At 69.1% G+C, this 22,182-nt stretch carries 19 protein-coding genes and 1 riboswitch; of the genes, 11 read left to right on the top strand and 8 right to left on the bottom strand.

Features of this window, described 5'->3' with window-relative positions; translation table 11 throughout:
- Nucleotides 1–25: 25 nt before the first annotated feature.
- The 3 genes from QJS31_RS01315 to QJS31_RS01305 all read left to right on the top strand — a co-directional run bounded on the left by QJS31_RS01315 (nt 26) and on the right by QJS31_RS01305 (nt 3,363).
- Nucleotides 26–1,387: a cytochrome P450 gene (locus QJS31_RS01315; protein ID WP_306355754.1), complete on the top strand. Its 1,362-nt coding sequence runs from the start codon at nt 26–28 to the stop codon at nt 1,385–1,387.
- A 274-nt stretch (nt 1,388–1,661) separates the two neighbouring features.
- Nucleotides 1,662–2,291 (top strand): TetR/AcrR family transcriptional regulator, encoded by a 630-nt coding sequence (locus QJS31_RS01310; protein ID WP_306355753.1) that lies wholly within the window; start codon nt 1,662–1,664, stop codon nt 2,289–2,291.
- A 58-nt stretch (nt 2,292–2,349) separates the two neighbouring features.
- Nucleotides 2,350–3,363 carry an LLM class flavin-dependent oxidoreductase gene (locus tag QJS31_RS01305; RefSeq protein ID WP_282785640.1) on the top strand — a complete coding sequence of 338 codons (1,014 nt, stop codon included), beginning with the start codon at nt 2,350–2,352 and terminating at the stop codon, nt 3,361–3,363.
- Between the two features lie 77 nt (nt 3,364–3,440).
- Here QJS31_RS01305 and QJS31_RS01300 read toward each other — a convergent pair whose 3' ends face one another.
- Nucleotides 3,441–5,105, bottom strand: a complete 1,665-nt coding sequence (locus tag QJS31_RS01300; protein ID WP_282785639.1) for a CdaR family transcriptional regulator — start codon at nt 5,103–5,105, stop codon at nt 3,441–3,443.
- Between the two features lie 110 nt (nt 5,106–5,215).
- Here QJS31_RS01300 and pruA point away from each other — a divergent pair, with 110 nt between their 5' ends.
- The 5 genes from pruA to QJS31_RS01275 all read left to right on the top strand — a co-directional run bounded on the left by pruA (nt 5,216) and on the right by QJS31_RS01275 (nt 10,991).
- Complete coding sequence (gene pruA, locus QJS31_RS01295) at nt 5,216–6,871, top strand: L-glutamate gamma-semialdehyde dehydrogenase (protein WP_306355752.1); 1,656 nt, start codon at nt 5,216–5,218, stop codon at nt 6,869–6,871.
- Nucleotides 6,868–7,836: a proline dehydrogenase family protein gene (locus QJS31_RS01290; RefSeq protein WP_306355751.1), complete on the top strand. Its 969-nt coding sequence runs from the start codon at nt 6,868–6,870 to the stop codon at nt 7,834–7,836. Before pruA ends, QJS31_RS01290 begins: the two co-directional genes overlap by 4 nt.
- Nucleotides 7,837–7,975: 139 nt before the next feature.
- A riboswitch (glycine riboswitch) is annotated at nt 7,976–8,063 on the top strand.
- Nucleotides 8,064–8,198: 135 nt separating this feature from the next.
- On the top strand, nt 8,199–9,317 hold the full coding sequence (gene gcvT, locus QJS31_RS01285; RefSeq protein WP_282786522.1) for a glycine cleavage system aminomethyltransferase GcvT: 1,119 nt from the start codon (nt 8,199–8,201) through the stop codon (nt 9,315–9,317).
- A gap of 12 nt (nt 9,318–9,329) precedes the next feature.
- Entirely contained in the window at nt 9,330–9,704 is a 375-nt protein-coding gene (gene gcvH / locus QJS31_RS01280) for a glycine cleavage system protein GcvH (protein WP_372341533.1), read from the top strand.
- Nucleotides 9,705–9,752: 48 nt separating this feature from the next.
- The gene (locus tag QJS31_RS01275; RefSeq protein ID WP_306355749.1) at nt 9,753–10,991 is read left to right on the top strand and encodes a YhgE/Pip domain-containing protein; all 1,239 of its coding nucleotides are present in this window, start codon (nt 9,753–9,755) and stop codon (nt 10,989–10,991) included.
- A 3-nt stretch (nt 10,992–10,994) separates the two neighbouring features.
- Here the strand turns inward: QJS31_RS01275 and QJS31_RS01270 are convergent, their stop codons facing one another.
- Both QJS31_RS01270 and QJS31_RS01265 read right to left on the bottom strand, forming a co-directional pair.
- Entirely contained in the window at nt 10,995–11,930 is a 936-nt protein-coding gene (locus QJS31_RS01270; protein ID WP_306355748.1) for a cutinase family protein, read from the bottom strand.
- Between the two features lie 298 nt (nt 11,931–12,228).
- Nucleotides 12,229–13,032: a VOC family protein gene (locus QJS31_RS01265; RefSeq protein WP_282782386.1), complete on the bottom strand. Its 804-nt coding sequence runs from the start codon at nt 13,030–13,032 to the stop codon at nt 12,229–12,231.
- Nucleotides 13,033–13,395: 363 nt separating this feature from the next.
- Between QJS31_RS01265 and QJS31_RS01260 the strand changes: the two genes are divergently transcribed.
- Together QJS31_RS01260 and QJS31_RS01255 are read left to right on the top strand one after the other, a co-directional pair.
- Nucleotides 13,396–15,027 carry an ABC-F family ATP-binding cassette domain-containing protein gene (locus tag QJS31_RS01260; protein WP_039813078.1) on the top strand — a complete coding sequence of 544 codons (1,632 nt, stop codon included), beginning with the start codon at nt 13,396–13,398 and terminating at the stop codon, nt 15,025–15,027.
- Between the two features lie 81 nt (nt 15,028–15,108).
- A complete protein-coding gene (locus tag QJS31_RS01255) occupies nt 15,109–15,360 on the top strand; it encodes a helix-turn-helix domain-containing protein (RefSeq protein ID WP_039813075.1) in 252 nt (83 codons plus the stop codon).
- 64 nt (nt 15,361–15,424) lie between these two features.
- On the opposite strand, the gene QJS31_RS01250 is transcribed toward QJS31_RS01255, so the two are convergent.
- The 3 genes from QJS31_RS01250 to QJS31_RS01240 all read right to left on the bottom strand — a co-directional run bounded on the left by QJS31_RS01250 (nt 15,425) and on the right by QJS31_RS01240 (nt 17,484).
- Complete coding sequence (locus QJS31_RS01250) at nt 15,425–16,387, bottom strand: hypothetical protein (protein ID WP_282782382.1); 963 nt, start codon at nt 16,385–16,387, stop codon at nt 15,425–15,427.
- A gap of 23 nt (nt 16,388–16,410) precedes the next feature.
- A complete protein-coding gene (locus QJS31_RS01245; RefSeq protein WP_282782380.1) occupies nt 16,411–16,896 on the bottom strand; it encodes a hypothetical protein in 486 nt (161 codons plus the stop codon).
- Nucleotides 16,897–17,067: 171 nt separating this feature from the next.
- Nucleotides 17,068–17,484: a thioesterase family protein gene (locus tag QJS31_RS01240; RefSeq protein ID WP_282782378.1), complete on the bottom strand. Its 417-nt coding sequence runs from the start codon at nt 17,482–17,484 to the stop codon at nt 17,068–17,070.
- A 489-nt stretch (nt 17,485–17,973) separates the two neighbouring features.
- Here QJS31_RS01240 and QJS31_RS01235 point away from each other — a divergent pair, with 489 nt between their 5' ends.
- Nucleotides 17,974–18,333, top strand: coding sequence for an MmcQ/YjbR family DNA-binding protein (locus QJS31_RS01235; protein ID WP_282782376.1), 360 nt, complete (start codon nt 17,974–17,976; stop codon nt 18,331–18,333).
- Nucleotides 18,334–18,524: 191 nt separating this feature from the next.
- On the opposite strand, the gene QJS31_RS01230 is transcribed toward QJS31_RS01235, so the two are convergent.
- Both QJS31_RS01230 and QJS31_RS01225 read right to left on the bottom strand, forming a co-directional pair.
- Nucleotides 18,525–19,091: a TetR/AcrR family transcriptional regulator gene (locus QJS31_RS01230; protein ID WP_029925007.1), complete on the bottom strand. Its 567-nt coding sequence runs from the start codon at nt 19,089–19,091 to the stop codon at nt 18,525–18,527.
- A 227-nt stretch (nt 19,092–19,318) separates the two neighbouring features.
- Nucleotides 19,319–22,117: an aconitate hydratase gene (locus QJS31_RS01225; RefSeq protein ID WP_282782372.1), complete on the bottom strand. Its 2,799-nt coding sequence runs from the start codon at nt 22,115–22,117 to the stop codon at nt 19,319–19,321.
- Nucleotides 22,118–22,182 lie beyond the last annotated feature (65 nt).

Genomic DNA, 22,182 nt, shown 5'->3' with positions numbered 1-22,182 from the left:
GGAGTACCACGGGGAGAGGTGGCATATGTCCACTCCGACACTGCCTTCCGGGCCGTCCACGCCCGGATTCGTCCACGGGATACAGATACTCGGCGGCCGCACACGCGCCTGGCGGCGCTGGCATCGGCGATACGGTTCGGCTTTCACGGTCCAGATGCCACGCTTCGGTTCGACGGTAGTGCTGTCGGATCCGGCGGAGGTGAAGGCACTGTTCACCGCGAGCACGGATCAGGTCGACACCGTCGACGTCAATCTCGGCCAGGTGCTCGGGCCGGGCTCGCTCTTCTCGCTCGAGGGCGAGGAACATCGGAAACAGCGCAAACTCCTGACGCCGCCCTTCCACGGGCGGCGTCTTGCCGTCTACGAGCAGCTCATCGAGGACGAGGCCGTCCGGGAGATGGCGAACTGGCCCGAAGGCGTCGAATTCGCCACCATGGATTCGATGATGCGGATCACGCTGAATGTGATCCTGCGTGCGGTCTTCGGAGCGGAGGGCTCCGAATTCGACGAATTGCGTTCCCTGCTACCGAAATTGGTGCTGGTCGGCTCGGCGCTGGCGGCGTTGCCGATACCGCGCGGCTTCCTGGGGAACTACGGCCCGTGGGCCCGCTTCGCCGCGCACCGGCGCGCCTACGACGATATCGTCGGGCGGCTCATCGACCGTGCCACCGGCGATCCCGAGCTGTCGGACCGCAACGACGTACTCGCCATGCTGGTGCAGACCCGCTACGACGACGGCTCGGCCATGAGCCGCGGCGATATCGCCGACGAACTGCTGACCCTGCTCACCGCGGGACACGAGACCACCGCCACCACCCTGGCGTGGACGGTCGAGCGACTGCGGCGGCATCCCGACATCCTGCGCCGGCTGGTCGAGGAGGTCGACGCGGGCGGTTCGGAACTGCGTGAGGCCACCCTGGTGGAGGTGCAGCGGGTACGGCCGGTGATCGACGCGACGCCGCGCCAGATCCGCGCGGAATCCTTCCAGCTCGGGCGCTGGACGCTGCCGCGCGGTCAGAAGGTACTGGTCAATATCCGCCTGGTGCACGACAACGAGGAACTGTTCCCCAACGCCCGCACCTTCGATCCGGACCGGTTCCTCGGCGTGCGGCCCCATACCTGGACCTGGATTCCCTTCGGCGGCGGTGCGCGACGCTGCATCGGCGCGTCCTTCGCCAGCCTGGAGTTGAATATCGTGCTGCGCACGCTGTTGCGTGACTTCACCCTCGAGACCACCGCCGCTCCCGATGAACGCCCGCACTTCCGCGGCGTGGCACTGGTGCCCGCGAAGAAGGGCCGCGCCGTGGTGCGCAGGCGCGTGCGGCCGGAGCGCGAGCGTGTGGTGGAACTGCCCGAACCGGCGCGGACCTCCGAGGTCACGGCATGAGCGGGCACATCGATGTGCTCATCGTCGGAGCGGGACGGTCGGGAATCGGTGCGGCACACCGTATCCAGGACGTGTTGCCGGATCGGTCGTAGCCGTGGGCGTCCGTGTGCCGCCGCACGCGGCAGACGGATTCGCCGACCGGATCCGGCGGCGCTCCGGAGTCCGACCGTACCGTCGACGCTCGCGAGCTCATCCTCTCCGGCACGGCCACATCGGGGACGGCCGTGCGGTTCGTGCGGTCGGCGGTCCGGGCCGAGCAACTACGCTGAGCTTCGTGACCCGTGCCGAGCCCGCGACCTCGAACATCAGCGCGGCGACGCCGGATTCCGGATTCCGGCGTCGCCTCCTCGACGGCATGGTGGAGTCGGTGCGCGAACGGGGCTACAGGGACACCACGGTCGCCGACGTGGTTCGCCGCGCCCGCACCTCGCGGCGCACCTTCTACGAGCACTTCACCGGCAAGGAGGACTGCTTCATCGCGGTCCTCGAGGAGTGGAACCAGCGCACCATCGCGCGGATCTACGCGGCCGTGGACGTCGCCGCCCCGTGGCGGGTGCAGATCCGGCAGGCCGTGCGGGCGTGGATCGACTCCACCGAGGAGGACCTGGCCATCAGCCTGGTCTGGATCCGGGAGTCGCCCGCACTCGGCGAGGGCGCGCACCGGCAGCATCAGATCGAGGCCGAAGCCTTCATCACCCTCATCCAGAACCTCACCGCCTCACCGGAATTCCAGGCCGCCGACCTGCATCCGCCCACCCGGCAGATGGCCACCATCCTCTACGGCGGTTTCCGGGAGCTGATCGCCACCACCATCGAGGCGGGGGAGCCGGTCACCGGCGTCATCGACGTGGCGGTGGACACGGCACTCGCCGTCATCGGCCCGCGCGTCCACCCGCCGGACTGAACGCCAGGTCACAGCGGGCGGCGAAATATCGCGGGACCCTCGCGGCGTTGCCCCTCCTATGCCCTTCGCACTGTCGATCCTCGATCTCGCGACCATCGCGCGCGGCCAGTCGGCCCGCGACAGCTTCGACAACAGCGTCGCCCTGGCCAGGGCCGCCGAACGCAGCGGGTATCGCCGGGTCTGGTACGCCGAGCACCACAATATGAAGTCCATCGCCTCCAGCGCGACCAGTGTGCTCATCGGCCATGTGGCGTCCAAGACCGAGAGCATTCGGGTCGGCGCGGGTGGCATCATGCTGCCGAACCATTCGCCGCTGGTGATCGCCGAACAGTTCGGCACCCTGGAAACCCTCTACCCGGGCCGCATCGATCTCGGACTGGGCCGGGCGCCCGGCAGCGACCAGACCACCATGCGCGCCCTGCGCCGCGACCACTCCTCCGCGGACTCCTTCCCCCAGGACGTGCTGGAACTCCAGGGCTACCTGAGCGGCGACTCCCGCATCCCCGGCGTTCAGGCGGTTCCCCGCGCCGAAGGCATTGTCCCCCTCTACATCCTGGGCTCCTCCCTCTTCGGCGCCCAGCTGGCCGCCCACCTGGGCCTGCCCTACGCCTTCGCCTCCCATTTCGCCCCCGACGCCCTGCACCAGGCGGTCACCGTCTACCGCGACACCTTCCGCCCCTCCGAGCAGCAGCCCGAACCGTACGTCATGGCCGGTGTGAACGTCTTCGCGGCCGAGGACCACGACGCGGCGGTCGAGCAGCAGACCATCGCCTACCGCGCCCGCACCCGTGCGATGATCAAACGCGGCGCCGCCGGCCACGACTTCACCGACGCCGAGATCGACGCCTTCCTGGCATCCCCTAACGGCCGCCACCTCGCGGCCATGACCCAGTACACCGCCGCCGGCACCCCTGCCGAGGTGCAGTCGTACCTGCAGGAATTCGCCGCCGACATCCAGGCCGACGAACTCATCCTCGCCCACCACGCCACACAGATCGAAGATCGTATCCGGTCGGTGGAGCTGACCGGACGGACGAATGCGGAATCGCCCGCTGCGGTGGCCTCCTCCTGAAACGGGTCACCGTCGGATCATGCGTTCGCGGGAGTGACCGGACGGCTGTGCGGCGATCCAGCGCCCGGTTGATCTCCTCAACGTGTCTCTCCGCGCTTCTCCCGGTCGGCGGCGAGTTGGAGTTCCAATAGCAGTCGATCCGCCGGGTCGTCGAGATCCATGTGGAGGATATGTGCGGCTCGGCGTAGGCGGTAGCGCAGGGTGTTCGGGTGGATTCGCAGCAGGCGTGCCGCCGTGCGTACATCGCCGTGGCAGCGGAGATACTGTTCGACGCTGTCGCGTAGTTCGGCGGAATAGCGGGCGTCGTAGTCGATGACGGTGTCCAGGCGCGGGTCGCGCAGTTGCGGGTTGTTCGTTATGAGGGTGAGGATTTCGCCGAGGAGGACGGTGGTGCGGGAGCGGGCGAGGGTGGTCACCTGTTCGGTGTGGGGGAGGGCGGCGGTGCGGTCGAGAACGCGGTCCACCTCGGCGCGGGCGCGGGCGACGTCGGCCAGTCCGGCGACGGGGGCGCTGATGGCGGCGCGCAGGGGAGAGCCCGATTGCTCCTCCAGGCGGAGGATGATCTGGCGGGTCCACGACTCGACGCTGTCGATCGAATGGTGTTCGGGGAACAGCACATAGGGGCGGCTGTCGATCACCGTGGTGATGCAGTCCTGTCGGAAGCTGCTGGCATGGAGACGCAGGGTGACGGCGGCGCGGCGGATGGCGGCGTCGTCGGGGCGGGTGCGGTCGGCGCAGCTGAAGCCGACCACCGCGCCGCTGCCCTCGGCGGCGATGCCGAAAGTAGCCGCCACGGAGGGGATGTCGACATCGCCGCCGTGCTCGCCGAAGAGCCGCTGGATGAGCAGGGTGTCCGTGCTGGGCGCGTGCCGGGCCCGCCACAGCACCCGGGCCGCGATGGCGGCCGCCCCGCGCAGGACGTCGGCGCAGTCGGCGGGCAGCGCCGCAGCGGCCTCCTGCACCCAGATGGTGCCCAGCGGCTCCGGTCGATCGCCCGGACGTCCGTGTGCGCGGATGCCGATGGCCAGGCGGCCCCGGGTCTCCCATTCGCCGTTGGCCGGCACCTCCACCACGTCGCCGGAGCTGTGCAGCCGTTCGAAGACGTGCGTGCGCTGCAACCAGCGCAGGTAACCCGGCGGCCCCTGCCTGCCGAGGACCGAGAGTCGCCGCACCGGGTCGGCGTCCTCGGTGCTGTCGGCGGAATAGGCCAGCACCCGGGACTGCTCGTCCTCGATCGAGACCAGACCACCCGTTGATTCCGCGACGGTCTGCGCGAGCCCGAAGAGATCGGTGTCGGGCGTCAGCGCACCGGGCGCACCGGCCGAATGGGGCGTGCCGCCCGCGCGAATGATGCGGTTGACCAGCGCGTGCACCATCTCCCAGCGCGCCTGCGGGTTGACGCTGACCAGTGCCACACCGGCGGCGCGGGCGGCGGCGCGCACATCGGGCAGGGTGTCGGCGTCCTTGATGAAGACCGCGCGCGGCCGCAGCTCGACGGGGCAGCCGTCTGAGAGCAGCTCGAGCCAGCGGACGGCGTCCTCGATGCTCGCGCTGACCTGGAGAAACAGGTGTGGCAGCGCACGGGCGGGTGGGGGTTCTGCGGTCAGGTCGCCGGTATCCAGGAAGGCGACCGAACCGATGCCGACCGCGGTGCCCGCGGGGGCGTCCACGAGTTCGGCGACGGCATCGGTCAGCGCGGACAGCAGCTCGGCCAGGGGAATGGAACTACGCACGGCTGCCATCCAGCGATAGTCGCATGCTCATCCTCGTCATCGCATCGAACGAAATCCTCTGTCTCATTTCATCCGATCGGCCAATCACAGGGGGGCGGTTTTCGGGTTTATTGCTCGACATGGACGCGATCACCACGGTGCCCGCACCGACCAATGAACCGGTGAATCAGTACGCGCCGGGCAGCCCCGAGCGGGCCCGCCTGCGCACGGCGCTCGACACGCTGTCGGCCGAGCCCACCGACATCCGCCACGTCATCGACGGCGTGCATCGGACCGGAGGCGGAGAGCGTGTCGATGTGGTGCAACCTCATCGGCACGCCGCCGTACTCGGTACGCTGACCACGGCGAACGCGGCCGATGCGCAGGCGGCCGTCGACGCGGCCACGGCCGCCGCGCCCGCGTGGCGGGAACTGCCCTTCGACGAACGTGCGGCGGTCTTCCTGCGCGCCGCCGACCTGCTGGCCGGTCCCTGGCGCGAAACCATCGCCGCCGCAACCATGTTGGGCCAATCGAAGACCGCCTACCAGGCCGAGATCGACGCACCCTGCGAACTGGTGGACTTCTGGCGGTTCAATGTGCACTTCGCGCGGCAGATCCTGGCGGAGCAGCCCAATTCCGCGCCGGGGGTGTGGAACCGGATGGACCACCGGCCCCTGGAAGGGTTCGTCTACGCCGTGACGCCGTTCAACTTCACGGCCATCGCGGGCAATCTGCCGACCGCCCCCGCGCTCATGGGCAATACCGTGGTGTGGAAGCCCTCCGTCACCCAGGCCGTGGCCGCCTACCACACCATGCGCCTGCTCGAGGCCGCCGGACTGCCGCCGGGCGTGATCAATCTCGTGCACGGGTACGGCCCCGAGGTCTCCGAGGTGACGCTGCACGATCCGCGGCTCGCCGGCATCCACTTCACCGGCTCCACCAGCACCTTTCAGCACCTATGGCGCGAGGTTGGCAGCCGCATCGAGCGCTACCACGGCTATCCGCGACTGGTCGGCGAGACCGGCGGCAAGGATTTCGTGCTCGCCCACCCCTCCGCCGACCCGGAAGTCCTGATCACCGCGCTGATCCGCGGCGCGTACGAATACCAGGGGCAGAAGTGCTCGGCCGCCTCGCGCGCCTTCGTCCCCCGTTCGCTGTGGGCACGCATGGGTGACGAGCTGATCGGACGGATCGGCTCGCTGGCCTACGGGGATATCACGGACTTCACGAATTTCGGTGGGGCCGTGATCGATCGCCGTGCCTTCGACCGCAATGCCGCCGCCATCGAGCGGGCCAAGGCCACCGCCGGACTGACCATCGCGGCGGGCGGCACCTACGATGACAGCGTCGGCTACTTCATCGCGCCGACCCTGCTGCTCGGTGACGATCCCACCGACGCGGCCTTCGCCACCGAGTACTTCGGACCGATTCTCGCCCTGCACGTCTACGACGACAGCCGCGCCGACTCCTTCGACGAGGCAGTGCGGATGGTCGACTCCGGCAGCGGTTACGCGCTCACCGGGGCGATCCTCGCCCAGGACCGCCACGCCATCGACAAGGCCGGCGCGGCTTTGCGTTTCGCGGCCGGGAACTTCTACGTCAACGACAAGCCCACCGGTGCGGTGGTGGGGCAGCAGCCGTTCGGCGGCGCACGCGCGTCGGGCACCAACGACAAGGCCGGATCGCCGCTGAACCTGCTGCGCTGGACCTCGCCGCGCTCGATCAAGGAGACCTTCGTCCCCGCCCGATCGCACGAGTATCCGCACCAGCGACCGGAATCCGAGGAGGGACGATGAGCATGTCGCGCAATCCGCTGCGACCGGCGCTGCTGGCCGCCGCGCGTTCGGCGCGCCTCGAGCAGGCCGTCACCCGCATGCCGGTGACCCGCGGCCTCGTCGACCGCTTCGTCGCGGGCGACACCACCGCCGCCGTGCTGGCGGTGGTGCGGGCACTGCGGCAGCAGCACCGCTCGGTCACCGTCGACCATCTCGGCGAGGACATCACCCGCCCCGAACAGGCCCGGCAGGTGGTGCGCGAATACGAGACGCTGCTGCGCGCCCTGTCGGAACTCGGGTCCGATACGCCGGACGACCGTCCGCGGCCACTCGAGGTGTCGGTCAAGCTGTCGGCCCTCGGCCGGTCGCTGCCCGGTACCGGGCAGGACACCGCCCTCGCCCACGCCCGCACCATTGTCGAGGCCGCCGCCGCGCGGGGCATCTGGGTGACCTTCGACGCCGAGGACCACACCACCACCGATTCCACCCTGGCCATCGTGCGCGAACTGCGCCGCGACCACCCGGACACGGTGGGCACGGTGCTCCAGGCGTATCTGCGCCGCACCGAGGCCGACTGCGAGGAGTTCGCCGACGCGGGCGCGCGCATCCGGCTGTGCAAGGGCGCCTACGACGTACCCGCGACCGTCGCCCACCGCGGCCGCCGCGACGTCGACGCGGCCTACCTGCGCTGTCTGCGAATCCTCATGGCGGGCAAGGGGTATCCCATGGTCGCCACCCACGATCCGGCCCTGATCGGGTCGGCCGCGCTGTTGGCCACCACCGCGCGGCGGGGCACCGACGACTTCGAATACCAGATGCTCTACGGCGTGCGCGCGGACGAACAGGCCCGGCTGACGGGACTGGGACAGCGGCTGCGGGTGTACGTGCCCTTCGGCGACCAGTGGTACGCCTACTTCGTGCGGCGCCTGGCCGAGCGGCCCGCCAACCTCATGTTCTTCCTGCGGGCGGCAGCACCGCGGAAGTGAACCGACCCGGCGCGGTGCCGCGTGACCCGACGCCAAGACCGCCGCACCCACCGGGATCGGCGACCGCGCGCGGGGCGAAGGATGCCTCGCGCGCGGTCTTCGCCTATGCTGACCGCCACAACCGCATATCGGGCCGCGACGAGTCGTAGCGGGAGAGTCCCCGGCAGCGGGGCGCCGAAGGAGCAAACTCCCCGGAATCTCTCAGGTACAGGTACCGCATCGACCAGGCCACTCTGGAAAGCAGGCGCACCGAGCGCCTCACCCACGGTGCAAACCGCCTGCGGCGGTGAAGCTCTCAGGTCCCATGACAGAGGGGGAGTTCCGGACACCGGGTCGCGTCCCGGTCGACTCGAGGACCTCCCATGACTGTCGCTCGCGACGGCGTGCCCACCCGCACGTCGTCACCCTTGGAAGCCGTCCACGCCGAGCACGGCGCCGTCTTCATCGACTTCGCCGGATGGCGGATGCCCGTGCGTTACGGCAGCGAACTCGCCGAGCACCGTGCGGTGCGGGAGGCCGCCGGGATCTTCGACCTCTCGCATATGGGCGAGATCGAGGTGTCCGGGCCGGAGGCCGCGCGCATGCTGGACTTCGCACTGGTCGGGCGGCTGTCGGCGGTGCCGGTCGGTCGCGCCCGCTACACCATGCTCTGCCACGACAACGGCGGCGTCCTCGACGATCTGGTGGTGTACCGGTTGGCCGAGCAGCGGTTCCTGGTGGTCGCCAATGCCGCCAATGCCGAGATCGTCTACATCCTGCTGCGTGATCGGGCACACGGCTTCGCCGCCGAGGTGGCGAACCGTTCGACCGACTACGCCCTCATCGCGGTGCAGGGGCCGCGCTCGGCGGCGATCGTCGGAGCCGTGACCGATGTCGATCCGAGTCCGCTGAAGTACTACGCCGGCATGCCCGCCCGGATCGCCGGAGTCGATGCGCTGCTGGCACGCACCGGCTACACCGGTGAGGACGGTTTCGAGGTGTACTGCGCGCCCGAGCGGGCCGCCGACATCTGGCGGGCGCTGAGCGCGGCCGGGGCATCGCACGGCCTGCTGCCCGCGGGTCTGGCCTGCCGCGACACCCTGCGGTTGGAGGCGGGAATGCCGTTGTACGGCAACGAGCTCCATGTCGGTGTGACTCCGTTCGACATCGGCCTCGGCCGGGTCGTGAAGTTCGACAAGCCCGGCACTTTCGTCGGGCGCGCCGCGCTGGCCGCCCGCGAGCAGGCGGGCGGCGGCCGAACGCTGGTGGGACTCATCGGATCCGGCCGCCGCGCCGGTCGCCACGGCTACGAGATCTACGCCGACGACCGAGCGGTCGGCGTGGTCACCAGCGGTGCGCTCTCCCCGACCCTGGGCGTGCCCATCGCCATGGCCATGGTGGACCGCGACCACGCGGCCCCCGGCACGGCCTTGACCATCGACGTGCGCGGCCGTCGCGAACCGGTCGAGACCACCGCCCTGCCCTTCTACTCCCGCTCCTGAAAGAGGTCGTCCATCATGGGTTTTCCCGAACATCTGAGCTACACCGAAGAGCACGAGTGGCTGCATGTCGTCGACGGCACCGCCACCGTGGGCGTCACCGACTTCGCCGCCTCGTCGCTCGGCGACGTGGTCTTCGTGCAACTGCCCGCCGTCGGCGACCGTGTCGCGCAGGGGGAGGTCTGCGGTGAGATCGAGTCCACCAAATCCGTCAGCGACCTGTACTCGCCGGTGACGGGCGAGGTCGTGGAGATCAACGCCGCGGTCGTCGACGATCCGGATACGGTCAACTCCGACCCGTACGGTGCGGGCTGGCTGTTCCGGGTGCGGGTCGAAACCACCGGTGCGCTGCTGGACGCCACCGGCTACGCCGCCCTGACCGGCGACTGACCACCCACCGCGAACGTTCGCCCCGGGTGTGCTGCTAGCGTCGGCTGAGTGCCGACCGACGCGCCGAATCCGGTCCCACCCCGCCGAGAACATCAGCTCTGGGCGGTTCCACTGCTGGTCGCGATGGGGTTGCTGAGTCTGCTGGCGCTGTCGTATCTGGCCAGCATCCTCGATCCGCAGCGCAATCTGCACGACTTCCCGCTGCTGCTGGTGAACGAGGATCGGGGTGAGTACGGCGCCGCCGTGGCCGATACGGTGACCGCCGGGCTGCGGGGTGATCAGGTCAGCCTCCGGGCGACCGACGCCGCGACCGCGGAATCGGTGCTGTCGGCGGGAAAGGCGTACGCCGCCATCGTGATTCCCGCCGACTTCAGCACCCGGGTGACCGCCCTCGAACAGCACACCGGCGTGGGCGCGGCGCCGGTGGTCGAGATCCGGACCAATCCGCGCACCGGTGCCACGGCGGTCTCGTTGGCGGTACGGCTCGTGGATCCGGTGCTGGAGCGGGCCAACCGTGAACTCGGCGCGGACGTGCTGAACCGGGCGCGGGCGAACGGGGCGCCGCTGACCGACGCCGCCCTGATCACCCTCGCCGAACCCTTCCGGATGTCGGTCGTCGAATTCCATCCACTGCCCGCGGGCAGCGCCAATGGCATCTCGGCCTTCTACTACACGCTGCTGGTGGTCTTCGCCGGATTCACCGGCAGTCTGCTCATCAATGGCGGCGTGGACGCGGCCGTAGCGCACGACACCGGGATCTCGCGGTGGCGGGTGCTGCTCTACAAGTGGGGACTCGCGGGCGTGGTGGCGGTGGTGATGGCCGGTGTCTACCAGCTCATCGCCGCGGCGCTGGGCATGCCGATGGACCATCACACGGCGCTCTACCTGTTCAGCGCCTATGCCTCACTCGCCATCGGCATGACCGCCATGACCATTCTGACGGTGGTCGCCACCGCCGCGACGGCGCTGCGGCTGCCGGTGCTCAACACCCTCGGCATGCCCATCAATATGCTGCTCTTCCTGGCCCTGGGGCTGCCGTCGTCCGGCGGCATCGTGCCCATCGAGGCCACGCCGCCGGCATACGGGGCACTGTCGCGATTCGAGCCGATGCATCAGGTCTATCTCGGTATCCGCTCGATCCTGTACTTCGACGCCCGCGCCGACGCGGGCCTGACCCGCGCGGTGGGGATGTGCACGCTCGGTGTCGTGATCGCGGTCGGATTGGGCGTCGCGACCACCCTCGGCTACGACCGGCTGCGGGCGCGCACATCCGCCGGTGCGGGGTGACGCTCAGTCCGCCACGGCCACGTCGGCCAGCCAGTTGTGCAGCCAGTGCGTGGCGGTCGCACCGCTACCGTCCACCACATAGCGCGGATAGGACTGGTGCACACCGGAGATCAGGAATTCCTGCACCTGGCGCACCCACTGCTCACCGGCCGGATCCTCGGCCGGAGCGGCCAGAATGGCGGTGCCGCCCGGAATGAGCGCCTCGGCCAGAATCGATTGCAGCGTGTAGGCGTAATTGCCGACCTGCAGCGGATCCGGCGCGGACAACTGGGTGGCGAAGCCCGCGAAGCGCCCGGCGAGATCGTCATTGGGCACCGAACAGTACAGATCACCCTCCGCGCAGAAGGTGCGCACCTTGTCCGACAGCCAGCCGAAGCCGCCGACACGCGCCCCGCCCGCACCCGCGCCGGGCACCGGCGGGCCCACCAGCGCGTCGGCGGGGGAGCGGCGCGGATCCGACATCAGGCCGACCGCCGCGATCCGGTCCGGCGGCACCACACCGAATCCGGTGCCGATCTCGGCGGCCAGATCGCCGGCCGCATCGGCACCCTGGCTGTAGCCGATGAGCGCGAAACGCGTTGCGTCGCACCGGGCCGCGGTGGCGGAGAGCAGGCCGCGCGCGGTGTCGACGGCCTCCTTCTTGGACCGGCCGTAGACCGCGCCCTCCCACGGCAGGGCGGTGGCCGCATAGGTCACGTAGTCGGTGCGCACATTGCCCGGCAAGCCCTGGGTGACCTGGGCCAGCATGCCCTGGCCCGGTTCCTCCCGGGAGGTCTCCCAGGTGCCGGGCACGGCGATCACATTGAGGTCGGGGCAGGCGTTCGGGGCGGCGGCGGCCGGGGGCGCGTCCGCGGTGTACAGCGCTGCGGACGCGGCCAGCACGGCGGCCGCTGCCAGGCCCCAGGTTGTCGAGGACGATCGGGTAGTTCGAAAAGACAAGGCGCACACTCCTTGTTCGGAACGTTCGGACTGACTCCTCCAGATCGCGCGACAGCGCCGCGATATCCACGTCCCGAGCTCCAAGCCCGGTGGACGGCGGCGCTCCGGGCAGAAGATACCAAGAACCGGGTGGTCCGGTTGTTGTTTGATCGCAAGTGTCGGCGACCGATCGGCAAACCGTCCGAAACGGGTGGATCACCCCGGGCCGTCCGGCACCGCGCGGACGGTGGATCGGTCGCGCCGAGGTGCCGACGGTCGGGCATCGGGTCGTTCGCGGCCCGGTGCTCCGGGGCCGGAATCAGCTGGTTGGGGCGTCGCCGACCGTGCGCGTGGTGTCGATGAGTCCGAACACCTCACCCTGCGGGCCCTGGACGATGCCCATGCGCCCGAACGCACTGTCCTCCGGGCCCATCAGCACGTTCGCGCCCAGTTCGCGCGCCGTGGCGAGGCTGGTGTCGGCATCGGCGGTCTGGAACCAGGCCAGCCAGTAGGACGGCGTCTCGCCGGGCACGGTGGTGGAGTCCATGAGGCCACCCACCTCGGCGGCGGAACCCGGGGTGGAGAAGGTGGCGTAGCGGAATCGGTCGGTATCGCTGACGGTGTGGTACGACCATCCGAAGACGCTCAGGTAGAACTGCTTCGCCTGTGCGAACCGGTTGGTGTGCAACTCGTTCCAGCAGTACGCGCCCGGTTCGTTGCAGATCTCGGCCCCGGTGTGCGCCTTGGCCTGCCAGACCCCGAAGACGGCGCCGTCGCCGTCCGCGGCCACGCACATGCGGCCCACCTCCATCACGTCGAACGGCGGCACGTACACCGTGCCACCCGCCGCGCTGACGGCCGCCGCGACGGCGTCCACGTCGTCGGCGGCGAAATAGGTGGTCCACACCGACGGCATGGGCCCGTCGCCCATCTTCGGACCGATTCCGGCCGCGGCGCGTCCGTTCAGCATCGCCATCAGGTATCCGCCCGCCTCGGGCGGGCCGTCGAGCACCTCCCATCCCAGCAGGCGCGAATAGAACTCGCGGGCGGCGGCCGGGTCGTCCACCGAACAGTCGACCCAGCACGGTGTGCCCTGCGGCCACGCGGAATCACGGGTGGGCATGATCGGACCTCCTGAGTTCATTCGGGCGGGATATTTGTCCGACTTACAGCACATGATCAGCTAACCACACCGTGCCCGTAGCGACCGGGCGAAAGCGCGGCGGATTCGACGCCGGTCGGGCCGGGTGCGACAGCACCGGACCGTGATCGCCGCGGTGAGATGTGTCACTGTCGGACGCCGGGGGCCGTGGGGCGGCGGTCCTCGCGCGCGGATCGCGCAGGTGAGCGGCCCGGGCGTCCGGTTGCGGGCGATACGCTCGATTCGGCCCAACCGGGGTGTCGGCGGTAAAATCGGTGGTTCTTGTGTGTCGAGGGGACACACAATCGACACGTTTGCCATCCGCCGCGCACCGAGGAGACCTGTGTGATCACCGCGACCGATCTGGAGGTCCGGGCCGGAGTCCGCACCCTGCTGACCGCACCCGGGTCGGCGCTGCGGGTGCAGGCCGGTGACCGGATCGGTCTCGTCGGGCGCAACGGCGCGGGCAAGACCACCACCCTGCGAATTCTCGCGGGCGAGGGGGAACCCTACGCGGGCAAGGTGATTCGCTCCGGCGATATCGGCTATCTGCCGCAGGATCCGCGCGAGGGCGATCTCGACGTGCTGGCCAAGGACCGGGTGCTGTCGGCGCGCGGACTGGACAAGCTACTGCGCGATATGGAGAAGCAGCAGGCGCTCATGGCCGAGGTGGTCGACGACGGCGAGCGGGAGAAGGCCATTCGCAAGTACGGCCGCCTGGAGGAGCGCTTCTCGGCCCTGGGTGGCTATGTCGCCGAGAGCGAGGCGGCGCGCATCTGTCACAGCCTGGGCCTGCCCGACCGGGTGCTGGCCCAGGCGCTGCGCACCCTCTCCGGCGGTCAGCGCCGGCGAATCGAGTTGGCGCGCATCCTGTTCGCCGCCTCGGACGGCTCCGGCGGCAAATCCGATACCACGCTGCTGCTGGACGAGCCCACCAACCACCTCGACGCCGACTCCATCACCTGGCTGCGCGGCTTCCTGCAGAATCACGACGGCGGCCTGATCGTCATCTCCCACGATGTGGAGCTGCTGGCCGACGTGGTGAACAAGGTGTGGTTCCTCGACGCCGTGCGCGGTGAGGCCGATATCTACAACATGGGCTGGAAGAAGTACCTCGACGCCCGCGCCACCGACGAGCAGCGCCGCCGCCGCGAACGCGCCAATGCCGAGAAGAAGGCGTCCGCGCTCAAGCAGCAGGCCGCGAAGATGGGCGCCAAGGCCACCAAAGCCGTTGCCGCGCAGAACATGCTGAAGCGCGCCGAGCGCATGCTCGCGGAGGCGGACGAGGTGCGCGTGGCCGACAAGGTGGCGCGGATCAAGTTCCCCGAACCCGCGGCCTGCGGCAAGACGCCGCTCATGGCCAAGAACCTCACCAAACTGTACGGCTCGCTGGAGATCTTCACCGGCGTGGACCTGGCCATCGACCGCGGCAGCCGAGTGGTGATCCTCGGCCTCAACGGTGCGGGCAAGACCACGCTGCTGCGGCTGCTCGCGGGCGTGGAGACCCCCACCGCGGGTGAGCTCGAACCCGGGCACGGCCTGAAGGTCGGCTATTTCGCCCAGGAGCACGACACCCTGGACGATCGGGCCAGCGTCTGGGAGAACATCCGGCACGCCGCCCCCGACGCGGGCGAACAGGATCTGCGCGGCCTGCTGGGCGCGTTCATGTTCTCCGGCCCGCAGCTGGAGCAGCCCGCGGGCACGCTGTCCGGCGGTGAGAAGACCCGACTGGCGCTCGCGGGTCTGGTGTCCTCGGCGGCCAACGTGCTGTTGCTCGACGAGCCGACCAACAACCTCGACCCGGTGTCGCGCGAACAGGTGCTCGACGCGCTGCGCAGTTATGCGGGCGCGGTGGTGCTGGTGACCCACGACCCGGGCGCCGCCGAGGCGCTGAACCCCGAGCGTGTGATCATGCTTCCGGACGGCACCGAGGACCACTGGTCGCAGGATTATCTGGAACTCATTCAGCTGGCGTGATTCTCATCACAGGAATCCGTTGATCACAGCTCTCCGAGTGTCTAGCCTGGAAAGAGGCTGCAGGGCGACTCGGAGGAAGCCATGAGTGACAGGCCCGCACAGGGTAAAGCCGGATTGGGTAAAGGCACGCGCGTCACCGGAAAGTCGCGAGATCGCCTGCAAACCCAGCTCAAGAAGCAGTACGAGGCTGGGGCGAGCATCCGCTCGCTGGCGCGAGAGACCGGGCGATCGTACGGTTTCATCCACAATGTGCTCGTGGAGTCGCATGTGCAGCTCCGCAGCCGGGGTGGGGCGAACCGGCGCAAGTCCAGCGCCAAATCCGCCAGCAAGTAGGCGATTTCGCCGACCGTGCGGCGCCACGGCGAGTGGTGCCGCACGACGGTGTCGCGCGTGCCGCTCAGTGGTCGGGCACGGTGCCGTCGCCGAACACCAGGAGATTGGCCAGGCTCCGGAAGATCGGGAGCCCGGTCTTGATCTCCAGGTACGCGAACTGGCCCTGCGGGTTGACCTCGAGGAAGTAGAACTCCCCGTCGAGGCCCACCCGCAGGTCGAGCACGCCGAAACTGAGGCCCAGCGCGCCCATCAGGGTGGTCAGCGATTTGCTCACCGCGGCGGGCAGGCGTTCCGGGGTGAAGTCGACCGAGGTGTCCAGGCGCGAATCGACCTGGCCCACACCGGATTGCGAGTCGATGCGCACCGCCCACTCCAGCCCGTCGACCCACACCACCCGCAGGTCGTAGGCGGCGACGATGTAGTCCTGGAACGTGGTGGGGGAGTGGCGGATCGAGGGCAGCCGCGTCAGCTCGCCCGGTGTGACGACGCGGGTCTCGGTGAACGGGCCGCGTCCCGTGCCGGTGCGCTTGTACACCACCGGGCCGGGGCGGGACTCGACGAACGCGTGCGCCTCCTCGGCGTCATTGGTGATCAGGGTTTCCGGAATGGCGAACCCGGCGCGATAGGCCGTCTCCAGCTGCACGATCTTGCGGGTGGCGGTGCGGTCGGCCCCCGGATCGTTCACCCACAGCGCCGGTATGGACCAGAGCATGCCTTGTAGGAAACCGTCGCATTCGGCCTGCCGGTACGCGTCGTCGCCGTGCTGTGCACTGCCGGGTACCAGGCAGGGATGCGGGCGACGCCACCACACCGAGACCACGTCATCGAGTCCGAGCACATGGGACAGACTGCGGGCGGTGCCGTCACGGGCCAGGCGGAAAGTCCCATTCTCGCGCGGAAAGTCGCGCATATCGAGCCGAATCGGGGTGAGCCCGTGATGCTTTCGCAGGGTCACGGCGAGGGCGTCGCCATGGAGATCGTCGGATTCGGTCACAATGAGCACCGAACCCGTTGTGCGGGCTGTCATATCGGAGAGCCTCGATCGGCTCGTCAGTCGAGACTGTCGCAGGCCGCGCCGTCGTCGCTACCGGAATGCGAACGGGTCTGGCAGCAGGTCATGGTCGCGCCGCCGATGCCGGGGCCGGTGGTGAGTTCCAGGCGGCGAGCCCAGCTTTCGGTGAGCCGCGCCAGTTCGTCGTCCCCGCGGGTGGGCGTGTGGTCCTGCGGCAGGGTCAGGGGGCGCTCGGTGAGTTCGATCCGCCGCCGCTGGGTGAAGTCGGCGGTCGCGCCCGCACGCACGCGCACCAGTACGGGGCGGGCGTCGCCGAGACGCGGACCCTGGGCCCCGAACTCACAGTCGGTCAGGGCCAGGACGTCGGCCCAGCGGAAGGTCCAGATGCCGTCGGTGACCCGCACGCGGATATGGCGTTCGGTGGCATCGACGAGGTAGCCCGGTAGCGGTGGCGAGGCGGTAGCGGTGGGTGGGGCTGCGGTGCCCGGTGGCGCGGAAACACGTGGACGAAGGGCGCCAGTCATACTGATCTCCGATCTGCTCGGGATTTGCTGTAGAGCCGAGCGTGATCCAGATCATATCTCGCGACATGGCCTGTTCGGTTCGCAACGAAAGATTTCAGGCGTACCGGCAAACCGGCGTCGACGCTGCGGAAACCGCTACCGCCGAAAGATTTTCGGTGTTCGCAATCGGGCTCAGAGGCCCAGCGTCTCCGGGAACTCCGCGACCTCCCGCAGCGCGGCCGCGGGATCGGCGACGAGCTTGCGCAGCCGCAGATCCATGATGCCGCACACCACGTCGATGGTGGCCGAGACGGTGCCGTCCAGCTTGCGGATCTCCTGGTGCATGCGGAACGCCTTGCCGCCGCTCCAGCGGAACTCGCAGCTCACGGTCACCTCATCGCCGAGATGCAGCTCGCGCTGGTACTTCAGGGTCTGTTCCAGCACCACGGGTCCGATCCCCGATCCGACCATCTTCTCGCCCGGGACACCGGCCGCCTTCAGCAGTTCCCAGCGGGCATGCTCGGCGTACTGCAGGTAAACGGCCTGATTCAGATGACCGTTGATATCGAGTTCGTAACCGCGCACGGTGACGGGCACAGAGAAAGCCATAACCGGACAAACTCTCCCACAATAGGCCGCATTCCCGGCTGCGCGGTGGTCTTCGGCACATCGGCGACCGCCCGGCTACCACCGCGATCGCCAGCGGGCGAACGCATTGCGCGGGGTTGGCGCGCCCGCCCGGCTCGCGTCGCGGCCGCGGCGTGTCAGCGTCGACCGGCCGTGCGCTCGGCCCACCACCCGGGGCGTCGACGAACCAGTTGTCGAACTCCTCCTGGGATGCCGCGAGGTCTTCGACGGTGGCGGCGCCGTGCGCCAATCGTTCGAGTAGCCGGAAGTACTCGAAACACTCGATCCCCGGCATGAGGGCGATCAGAATGCGAGCGCCACTGGTCGGGGCGGCGCCGAAGGCGTGCGGCATCAGCCGGGAGACGATCAGCGAGCCGCACTCTGCTGCGCGCTTGGGAGTCCGGCGCAGTGCCCTGAGCCGCTTCCCATTCGTCCAAGCCGCCGCCGGATCCGGGCCGCTATTCTCCGCTCATGAGCGACCCACTGGAATCCCTGCGGGCGCTGTGCCTGGCGCTGCCGGAGGTGAGCGAGCGCGTCAGCCACGGCGAGCCGTGCTGGTTCGTGCGCGGCAAGAAGCTGTTCGTGATGTTCGCCGACCACCATCACGACGATCGGCTCGGATTCTGGTGCGCCGCCCCGCCCGGCGTCCAGGAGGAGCTGATCGCGGCCGCGCCCACGCGCTACTTCCGCCCGCCCTACGTGGGGCATCGGGGCTGGCTCGGGGTGTATCTGGACGTACCCGTCGACTGGACCGAGGTGGCGGAGATCGTCGAGGACGCCTATCGCGCCGTTGCGCCGAAACGGCTGGTCGCGGAGTTGGATTCGCGGTAGTGCGGTGCCCGGGGCGCGACCGGTCCGTGCGGGCTGATGCGAGCAGGCTGATGCGAGCATGCTGGGCAGCTGCGTCGTCGACGCGTCGCGCGGGGACCGCCGTCGCGCCGGGCCGCGCGCCGGGATACGAGCGTGCGCTGCGGCGGCCTGTCGATTCGTGCTTCGGTAGCCGGTGCTGCCCGACACGGCGGTCAGTTCTTGCGACGGACCGATGCCTCCACCAGGTCGAGGACGGCCGAGAGGTTGTCCCCGGCGTGGCCGGAGGCGATGCGGGCGATGAGGCCGTCCAGCACCAGGTCGAGGTACCCGAGCAGCACCTCGGTGGGGACGTCGTCGCGCAGCGCCCCTTCGGATTTGCGGCGTTCCAGGCGCGCGACGGTGGCGGCGGTGAGTTCCTCGGAGCGTTGCTCCCAGTGGCCGCGGAATTCGGGATCGTTGCGCAGCCGCCGCGCGATCTCCAAACGTGTTCCGAGCCAGTCGAAGTCCTCGGGGTGGGCGAGCATATCGCGCATCACCTGCACCAGGCCTTGGGTGGCGGCGACCTCGGCCATGCGGGCGGTGTCCTCCTGCGCCAGGGCGAGGAAGAGCGCGTCCTTGTCACGGAAGTGATGGAAGATCGCGCCGCGCGACAGACCCGTCGCCTCTTCCAGGCGGCGCACGGTGGCACCCTCGTAGCCGTACTCGGCGAAGCATCGACGGGCCCCATCGAGAATCTGGCCGCGGCGGGCGGCGAGGTGGTCGTCACTGACCTTGGGCATGGACTCCTCCGAAACCATCTGTGCGGGGCGCGTGCACCGGAAGTGGTGCACACACCCCGCACGAGCGACGAGCGAAGCGACCCGGACAGGTCGCGCGGCAGGTGACGGCGTGACCCGCCACCTACCACCGATACCGGACGCGAGTCCCCGGCACGAATGCCGGGGAGTTCGCTATTCGGTTGTGCCGCAACAGGGCTCATTCCCGCGCTGGCGGGAAATGCGGCGAATCAGCCGCGGATCATATTCCGCAGCACGTACTGCAGGATGCCGCCGTTGCGGTAGTAGTCCGCCTCACCGGGGGTGTCGATGCGGACGACCGCGTCGAAGACGACCTTCTCGCCGCTGCCCTTGGTGGCGGTCACCTTCATGGTCTTCGGAGTCACACCCTCGTTCAGCTTGGTGATGCCCTCGATATCGAAGGTCTCCGTGCCGTCCAGACCCAGCGACTTGGCGCTCTCACCGGCCGGGAACTGCAGCGGAACCACGCCCATACCGATGAGGTTGGAGCGGTGGATGCGCTCGAACGACTCGGTGATCACGGCCTTGACGCCCAGCAGGCGGGTGCCCTTCGCGGCCCAGTCGCGCGAGGAGCCGGAGCCGTACTCCTTGCCGCCCAGCACGACCAGCGGAATACCGGCCTTCTGGTAGTTCTGCGAGGCGTCGTAGATGAACGCCTGCGGGCCGCCCTCCTGGGTGAAGTCGCGGGTGTAACCACCCGAGACATCGTCGAGCAGCTGGTTGCGCAACCGGATGTTGGCGAAGGTGCCGCGGATCATGACCTCGTGGTTGCCGCGACGCGAGCCCAGGGAGTTGTAGTCCTTGCGCGCCACGCCGTGCGAGTCGAGGTACTGGGCGGCCGGGGTGCCCGGCTTGATCGGACCGGCCGGGGAGATGTGGTCGGTGGTGACCGAATCGCCCAGCAGCGCCAGCACGCGCGCGCCCTTGATGTCCTCGACCGGGGCGGGCTCGAGTTCCATGCCCTCGAAGTACGGGGCCTTGCGCACGTAGGTCGAGTTCTCGTCCCACGCGAAGGTGTCGCCCTCCGGGGTGCTCAGGTTCTGCCAGCGCTCGTCGCCCTTGAAGACGTCGGCGTAGGACTTGGTGAACATGTCGCGGTTGATCGCCGACTTGATGGTGTCGTCGATCTCCTGCGGGGACGGCCAGATGTCCTTCAGGAAGACGTCGTTGCCGTCCTTGTCCTTGCCCAGCGAGTCGTGCTCGAAGTCGAAGTCCATGGTGCCCGCGAGCGCGTACGCGATGACCAGCGGCGGCGAGGCCAGGTAGTTCATCTTCACGTCGGGGGAGATGCGACCCTCGAAGTTGCGGTTGCCCGAGAGCACCGCGGTGACCGACAGGTCGTTGTCGTTGATCGCCTTGGAGATCTCCTCCGGCAGCGGACCGGTGTTGCCGATGCAGGTGGTGCAGCCGAAGCCGCCCACGTAGAAGCCGAGCTTCTCGAGGTACGGCCACAGGCCGGCCTTCTCGTAGTAGTCGGCGACGACCTGCGAGCCCGGGGCCATATTGGTCTTGACCCACGGCTTGGAGGACAGACCCTTCTCCACCGCGTTGCGGGCCAGCAGGGCGGCGCCCAGCATGACCGACGGGTTGGAGGTGTTGGTGCAGGAGGTGATGCCCGCGACCACGACCGCGCCGTGGTCGAGCACGAAGTCACCGCGCTCCGGATCGGAGACCTTGATCGGCTTGGTGGGTCGGCCCTCCGAGCCGTTGGCGGCGGTCGGCAGCACCGCGTCGTCCTCGGCGAAGGACAGCACGGCCGGATCGCTGGCCGGGAAGGACTCCTCGACGGCCTCGTCCAGCTGGGTGTGCGGGGTGGAGTCGCCCTCGGTGACGTAGTTGTAGATGTCCTTGCGGAAGGCGATCTTGCTCTCCGACAGCAGGATACGGTCCTGCGGACGCTTCGGACCGGCGATGGACGGCACCACGGTGCTCAGGTCCAGCTCCAGGTACTCCGAGTAGGCGGGCTCGTGGTCCGGGTCGTGCCACATGCCCTGCTCCTTGGCGTACGCCTCGACGAGCGCGAGCTGCTCGTCGGTGCGGCCGGTCAGGCGCAGGTAGTTGATGGTCTCGGCGTCGATCGGGAAGATCGCCGCGGTGGAACCGAACTCGGGGCTCATATTGCCCAGGGTGGCGCGGTTGGCGAGCGGCACCTCGGCGACGCCCTTGCCGTAGAACTCGACGAATTTGCCGACCACACCGTGCTTGCGCAGCATGTCGGTGACGGTGAGCACGACGTCGGTGGCGGTCACGCCGGGCTGGATCTCACCGGTCAGCTTGAAGCCGACGACGCGCGGGATCAGCATGGAGACCGGCTGGCCGAGCATGGCGGCCTCGGCCTCGATGCCGCCGACGCCCCAGCCCAGCACACCCAGGCCGTTGACCATGGTGGTGTGCGAGTCGGTGCCGACGCAGGTGTCGGGGTAGGCCTGGCCGTTGCGGACCATGACGGTCGGGGCCAGGTACTCGATGTTGACCTGGTGCACGATGCCCATGCCCGGCGGGACGACGCGGAAGTCGTCGAAGGCGCCCTGGCCCCAGCGCAGGAACTGGTAGCGCTCGGAGTTGCGCTGGTACTCCAGGTCGACGTTGCGCTCGAGGGCGTCGGCGCGGCCGAAGACGTCGAGGATGACCGAGTGGTCGATGACCATGTCGGCGGGGGAGAGCGGGTTCACCTTGTTCGGGTCGCCGCCCAGGGCGGTGACGGCCTCGCGCATGGTGGCGAGGTCGACGACACAGGGCACGCCGGTGAAGTCCTGCATGATCACGCGGGCCGGGGTGAACTGGATCTCGGTGTCGGGGTCCGCGCTCGGATCCCAGTTGGCGATGGCGCGGATGTGGTCGGCGGTGATGTTGGCGCCGTCCTCGGTACGGAGCAGGTTCTCCGCGAGGACCTTGAGCGCGTAGGGCAGCTTCTCGGTGCCGGGCACGGCCGAGAGGCGGAAGATCTCGTAGGAGTTGCTTCCGACCTCTAGGGTGCCCTTGGCGCCGAAAGTATCGATACTCGTCACGTTTCAGCTCCACTCGTCTGTGAATGGGGGCCACCGGCGGGGCTGTGCCGATGGCTCGTCGAGGC

Source organism: Nocardia sp. CC213A, assembly GCF_030766805.1.
Lineage (GTDB): Bacteria > Actinomycetota > Actinomycetes > Mycobacteriales > Mycobacteriaceae > Nocardia > Nocardia otitidiscaviarum.
The sequence above is the reverse complement of the archived record's forward strand: the minus strand, read 5'-3'. Positions and strand labels throughout refer to the sequence as shown.

Coding starts and splice junctions, on each gene's coding strand:
- QJS31_RS01315 (WP_306355754.1), top strand. CDS start 26: ATGTCCACTCCGACACTGCCTTCCGGGCCGTCCACGCCCGGATTCGTC.
- QJS31_RS01305 (WP_282785640.1), top strand. CDS start 2,350: ATGCCCTTCGCACTGTCGATCCTCGATCTCGCGACCATCGCGCGCGGC.
- QJS31_RS01300 (WP_282785639.1), bottom strand. CDS start 5,105: ATGGCAGCCGTGCGTAGTTCCATTCCCCTGGCCGAGCTGCTGTCCGCG.
- pruA (WP_306355752.1), top strand. CDS start 5,216: ATGGACGCGATCACCACGGTGCCCGCACCGACCAATGAACCGGTGAAT.
- QJS31_RS01290 (WP_306355751.1), top strand. CDS start 6,868: ATGAGCATGTCGCGCAATCCGCTGCGACCGGCGCTGCTGGCCGCCGCG.
- gcvT (WP_282786522.1), top strand. CDS start 8,199: ATGACTGTCGCTCGCGACGGCGTGCCCACCCGCACGTCGTCACCCTTG.
- QJS31_RS01265 (WP_282782386.1), bottom strand. CDS start 13,032: ATGCCCACCCGTGATTCCGCGTGGCCGCAGGGCACACCGTGCTGGGTC.
- QJS31_RS01255 (WP_039813075.1), top strand. CDS start 15,109: ATGAGTGACAGGCCCGCACAGGGTAAAGCCGGATTGGGTAAAGGCACG.
- QJS31_RS01250 (WP_282782382.1), bottom strand. CDS start 16,387: ATGACAGCCCGCACAACGGGTTCGGTGCTCATTGTGACCGAATCCGAC.
- QJS31_RS01245 (WP_282782380.1), bottom strand. CDS start 16,896: ATGACTGGCGCCCTTCGTCCACGTGTTTCCGCGCCACCGGGCACCGCA.
- QJS31_RS01240 (WP_282782378.1), bottom strand. CDS start 17,484: ATGGCTTTCTCTGTGCCCGTCACCGTGCGCGGTTACGAACTCGATATC.
- QJS31_RS01235 (WP_282782376.1), top strand. CDS start 17,974: ATGAGCGACCCACTGGAATCCCTGCGGGCGCTGTGCCTGGCGCTGCCG.
- QJS31_RS01230 (WP_029925007.1), bottom strand. CDS start 19,091: ATGCCCAAGGTCAGTGACGACCACCTCGCCGCCCGCCGCGGCCAGATT.